This is a genomic window from Streptomyces katrae, assembly GCF_000966975.1.
GTDB classification, from domain to species: Bacteria; Actinomycetota; Actinomycetes; order Streptomycetales; family Streptomycetaceae; genus Streptomyces; species Streptomyces katrae.
In genome coordinates this window covers 1-4,854 of sequence record NZ_JZWV01001176.1, presented here as the reverse complement: position 1 = coordinate 4,854, position 4,854 = coordinate 1, and the positions used below count along the sequence as shown (strand labels likewise).

The 4,854-nt window shown below is 74.5% G+C and carries 5 protein-coding genes and 1 pseudogene; 2 read left to right on the top strand and 4 right to left on the bottom strand.

From position 1 onward, the window contains the following. The 4 genes and pseudogenes from VR44_RS45540 to zapE form a co-directional block, all read right to left on the bottom strand. Window positions 1-197 (bottom strand): annotated as a pseudogene (locus tag VR44_RS45540) (hypothetical protein); the annotation flags it as partial. 204 nt (window positions 198-401) lie between these two features. Next, window positions 402-1,742 (bottom strand): alkaline phosphatase PhoX, encoded by a 1,341-nt coding sequence (locus tag VR44_RS34480; protein ID WP_045951584.1) that lies wholly within the window; start codon window positions 1,740-1,742, stop codon window positions 402-404. Between the two features lie 217 nt (window positions 1,743-1,959). Beyond that, window positions 1,960-2,385, bottom strand: a complete 426-nt coding sequence (locus tag VR44_RS34475) for an OsmC family protein (protein ID WP_045951583.1) — start codon at window positions 2,383-2,385, stop codon at window positions 1,960-1,962. Between the two features lie 61 nt (window positions 2,386-2,446). Continuing rightward, entirely contained in the window at window positions 2,447-3,565 is a 1,119-nt protein-coding gene (gene zapE / locus VR44_RS34470) for a cell division protein ZapE (RefSeq protein WP_045951582.1), read from the bottom strand. Window positions 3,566-3,601: 36 nt separating this feature from the next. On the opposite strand from zapE, the gene VR44_RS34465 reads away from it, so the two are divergent. Next, entirely contained in the window at window positions 3,602-4,384 is a 783-nt protein-coding gene (locus VR44_RS34465; RefSeq protein ID WP_045951581.1) for a pyrimidine reductase family protein, read from the top strand. Window positions 4,385-4,532: 148 nt separating this feature from the next. After that, the coding region (locus tag VR44_RS34460) for an indole-3-glycerol phosphate synthase (RefSeq protein ID WP_245692747.1) at window positions 4,533-4,854 on the top strand (322 nt) is incomplete at its 3' end.

Sequence of the window (4,854 nt, the reverse complement as noted above, 5' to 3'; positions counted from 1 at the left end):
GCCTGGGGCGAGGCGGAGGAGGCGGGGGCGGAGGGGGAGGACGCGGCGGCGGGGCCGGAGCCGGCCGGGCCGGAGGCCGCGGGGGTGCCCATACGGGCCTGGTTCGCGCCCTGGGGGGCGCCGGCGCCGCCCCCGCATCCCGTCAGGACGGCGCCGAGCGCGGCCGCGGCGGCCACTTTGCGTACAGAAAGGGTCACCTACGCAAAATATATGACTATCCGGCAATCAGGCGGCTACGGCACGCCTCGACGTGGAACGCGGCCGGCGGGTACCGCGGGGCCATCTCCTCCAGGCGCGCCGGCAGCAGCCTGCCGACCGCCCGGTTCCGGTACCCCTCGCGGTCCGCCGGCACCACGTACCCTCCGCGCGTCACGGCGTCACGGCGTCACGGCGTCACGGGGTCACCGCCACGGTCCGGTCACCGCGAAGGTGGTACCGGGCGTGTAGGCGTTGACGTACATCGTCCGCCGGTCGGGGGAGAAGGTGACCCCCGCGAACTCCCCCCACGCGGGGGCCCCCGGCTTCCCGATGTCCTGGGCGTTGCGCGCCACCGGGTAGACCTCCCCGCCCGGGGTCACCCCGAAGACGTACTGGTCCCCTCCGCCGTCCTCACACACCATCAGCCCCCCGTCCGGGGCGAGGCAGATGTTGTCGGGGGAGTCCCCCGGAAGGCTGATGTCGGAGGCCGGTCCGAAGCGCACCTCCAGCCGGATCCGGGCGCGCACCGGATCGTGGAACCAGACCTGCCCGTGGTGGTCGGCGGCGGCGCCCTCGGAGCCACGTGCGTAGCTGGAGACGAAGTACACCCCCGTCCCGCCCCAGTAGCAGCCCTCCAGCTTCTGGGCGTGCGTGATCCCGCCCGGCCCGAAGTCCTGGAAGCGGACCGGGGTCCCGGCCGCCGAGGGGTCCGGCACGGGCACCCACTCCGCCGGGAACTCCGCCCCCGGCCGGTCCACCACCGACAGGTCGGGCACCCCGGGCACCCGCAGGGCCTCCAGCGTGCCGCCGGCCCGCAGGGATCCGGGGCCGCCGAGCGGGCGCGCGGGCAGGAAGCGGTAGAAGAGGCCGAAGGGCCTGACGAAGGCGTCCTCGGTCTCGTAGACCACGCCCCGGTACGGGTCCACGGCGACGGCCTCGTGGGCGAAGCGGCCCAGCGCGGTCAGCGGGACGGCGCCCAGGCGGTGCGGGTCGGCGGGGTCGACCTCGAAGACGTACCCGTGGTCGCGGGCGTACCCGGAGGCACCGGCCCGGTCCTCGGTCTCCTCGCAGCTCAGCCAGGTGTTCCAGGGGGTGCGGCCCCCCGCGCAGTTGACGGCGGTCCCGGCCAGGGCGACCCGCTCGGCGGTGACCCCGCCACCGGGGTCCAGGTCCAAGGCCGTGCAGCCGCCCAGGGCCCCGGGGTCGTACGTCAGCCCGTCCACGGCGGGCACGCGGAGGGTGGCGGAGGCCCGGTTCTCGTGGTTGCGCACCAGCCGGACCCGCCCGCCGCCCGCGCCGAAGGCGGCCATGCCGTCGCAGTTCGACGGCACCGTGCCCTCCCCGGAGCGCAGCGGGTCCCCGGCGCGGGAGAGCACCCGGTACGAGAACCCGGCGGGCAGGTCGAGCAGCCCGTCCGGGTCGGGCAGGAGCGGCCCGTACCCCCGGGCGGAGGCCCGGGCGCCGCCGGAGGCGAAGAGCGGGCCGAGGGTGCCCGTGAAGGCGACCGCGCCGGCCGCGAGCAGGCTGCGTCGGGAGACGGACATCGGCAACTCCCCGGTGCGTGGCTGGAGATGTGACCGGCCCGTGGTACCACGCCGGACCCCCGCCGCCCCGGCGGCGCGTGCGCCCGCCCGCCCCCGTCACCCCACCGGGCCCCGGCGCNCCGCCCCGGCGGCGCGTGCGCCCGCCCGCCCCCGTCACCCCCCCGGGCCCCGGCGCGGCGTACGCGCGGGGCCCGGCGGGGGCGACGGGGGAAGCGGATCAGGCGAGCTTGGCGCTCAGGGTGATCGTCGTACCCGTCAGGGCCTGGCTGACCGGGCAGTTCTTCTTGGCGTCCTCGGCGGCGGCGACAAAGGCGTCGTTGTCGATGCCCGGGACCTCGCCCTCCACCGTGAGGTGGATGCCGGTGATGCCCTCACCCGGCTGGAAGGTGACGTCGGCCTTGGTCTCCAGGCGGGTGGGCGGGGTGCCCTTGCCGGCCAGGCCGTGGGACAGGGCCATCGAGAAGCAGCTGGAGTGGGCGGCGGCGATCAGCTCCTCCGGGCTGGTCTTGCCGTTCGCGGCCTCGGCACGGGAGGGCCAGGAGACGTCGTACTTGCCGATGCCCGAGGAGTCGAGGGAGACGACGCCCTTGCCCTCCAGCAGGTTGCCTTCCCAGACGGTGTGCGCGTGGCGCGTGGTGGCCATGGTGATCCCTTCGTGAAAGTGGAAACGGCCGGGCCGCGAGAGCGTCCCGGCCGTGCCCAACCTACTGGGACACCAGGGGTTTTGCGTCGCGGGCGAGCGCGGTGAGCCGCGATATGGCTCGGAAGTACTTCTTCCGATAGCCGCCGTTCAGCATGTCCTCACTGAACAGCCGGTCGAAGGGCACGCCGGAGGCCAGGACCGGCACCTCCCGGTCGTACAGCCGGTCGGCCAGGACGACCAGGCGCAGCGCCGTCGACTGGTCCGGCACCGGGACGACGTCGGTCAGGCAGACCGCGGCGATCCCGTCCGTGAGCGCGCCGTAGCGGCTCGGGTGGACCTTGGCCAGGTGCTCCAGCAGGCCCGGGAAGTCGTCGAGGCTCGCGCCGGGGGTCGCGTACGCGGCCTTGGTGACCTGCTCGTCCGAGAACGGCGCCGGGGCCTCGGGCAGGCCGCGGTGGCGGTAGTCCTGGCCGTCGATGCGCAGCGGCCGGAAGTGCGCGGACAGCCCCTGGATCTCCCGCAGGAAGTCGGCGGCGGCGAAGCGGCCCTCGCCGAGCTTGCCGGGCAGCGTGTTGGAGGTGGCGGCCAGGGTGGCGGCCAGTGCCACGCCCTGCTCGACCAGGCGGCTGAGCAGGGAGGACACGAGGACGGTGTCGCCCGGGTCGTCCAGCTCGAACTCGTCGATGCACAGCAGCCGGTGCCCGCCCAGGGTCTGCACGGTCTGCTGGAAGCCGAGCGCGCCGACCAGGTTCGTGAGCTCCACGAAGGTGCCGAAGGCCTTGAGCGCCGGCTCGGCCGGGGTGGCGTGCCAGAGGGAGGCCAGCAGGTGGGTCTTGCCGACGCCGTAGCCGCCGTCGAGGTAGACCCCGCGCGGGCCGGCGGCCGGTGCGGGCGCCTTCTTCTGGAACCACTTGCGCTTGCCGGCGCCGCTGGCGTGGGCCCCGCCGAGGCCGGCGGCGAACCCGCTCAGCACGGTGACGGCCTCGGCCTGGCTCGGCTGGGCCGGGTCCGGGTTGTAGGTGTCGAAGCGCACCGAGTCGAAGCGCGGCGGCGGGACCATCTCGGCCACCAGCCGTTCGGCGGGCACGCGCGGCTCGCGGGCGCACAGGGCCAGCGGACCCGCGTCGGCTATCGGGGGCTGCCCGGAGGCAGGACCGGAGGTGGAGAGTGATGTTGACACAGCTCTTAACTCTACGGGGCGTGTCACACTGCACCGATGCGACGCCTGTTCCCTGTGACCGATCAGACATCCTCCCCCTCCGGGGCCACGGCCGACCGCGAGTGGTCGCTGGACGAGCTGGCGGAGGCCTACGCCTATCCCGAGCTGGCTCCCGGGGCGCACTGGCTGCGGGCGAACATGGTGTCGACGCTGGACGGCGCGGCCCAGCACGACGGGCGTTCGCAGCCCATCTCCGGCGAGACGGACATGCGGATCTTCGGTACCCTGCGGGCCCTGGCCGACGTGGTGATCGCCGGCGCGGAAACGGTTCGCCAGGAGGGTTACCGCCCGGCCCGGGCCCGTGAGGCCTTCGCGGCCCGCCGCGCGGCCGCCGGACAGGGCCCCGCCCCGGCCATCGCGGTGGTCACCGCGAGCCTGGACCTGGACTTCACCCTGCCCCTGTTCACCTCCCCCCTGGTGCCCACCCTGGTGCTGACCGGCGCCGGCGCCCCCTCCGACCGGGTCGCGGAGGCCACGGCGGCCGGGGCCGAGGTCGTGGTGGCGGGCGAGGGGGCCGCGGTGGACCCGGCGCGGGCCGTGCGGGAGCTGGCCGCCCGGGGGCTGCGCCGCCAGCTGACCGAGGGCGGGCCCCGGCTGCTGGGGCAGTTCGTGGCCGCCGACGCGCTGGACGAGCTGTGCCTGACGATCTCCCCGATGGTCACCGCGGGCGACGCCCAGCGGATCGCCGGCGGGCCCTCCGTCACGGTTCCGCACCGGCTCGTGCCGGCCTCCGTGCTGGAAGAGGCCGGGTTCCTCTTCACGAGCTACCGTCGGATCTGACAAGGGAGCGGAATTTCGCGTTCCGCTTAGCTTCCGACGGGTACGTAGCTGGGCACGTATACCTGCGCAGGACCCGCGCCACAGCGGGGCAGGATGGTTTCCGCAGGGGCCGGCCGACCGGCCTCGGCCCATGAAGGAGAGGGCGTCCGTGTTCACGAGCGTATTGATGATCGAGCAGCCGCTGACCACGGTGGACGTGGACTTCGTCACCACCCTGCACGGAGACGACCCCGTCTCCTTCGTCGTCCTGATGCAACCCAGGGGCGACCAGGACCGACTGCTCCGCGCCATCGACGACGTCGCGCTCGGCGAGCTCCCCGAAGCCCTCCACGAGGCGGACGTACCGGAGGGCGAGGCCGCCCGGGGACCCGCGGCACAAGCCCTCGAACACTCGCTCGGGGCCCTGCGCAGGAAGGGCGCCAAGGCCGTCGGCCAGATCATCGAGAAGCACCCCCTCGACCACCTCAAGG

Coding starts and splice junctions, on each gene's coding strand:
- VR44_RS34480 (WP_045951584.1), bottom strand. CDS start 1,742: ATGTCCGTCTCCCGACGCAGCCTGCTCGCGGCCGGCGCGGTCGCCTTC.
- VR44_RS34475 (WP_045951583.1), bottom strand. CDS start 2,385: ATGGCCACCACGCGCCACGCGCACACCGTCTGGGAAGGCAACCTGCTG.
- VR44_RS34465 (WP_045951581.1), top strand. CDS start 3,602: ATGCGACGCCTGTTCCCTGTGACCGATCAGACATCCTCCCCCTCCGGG.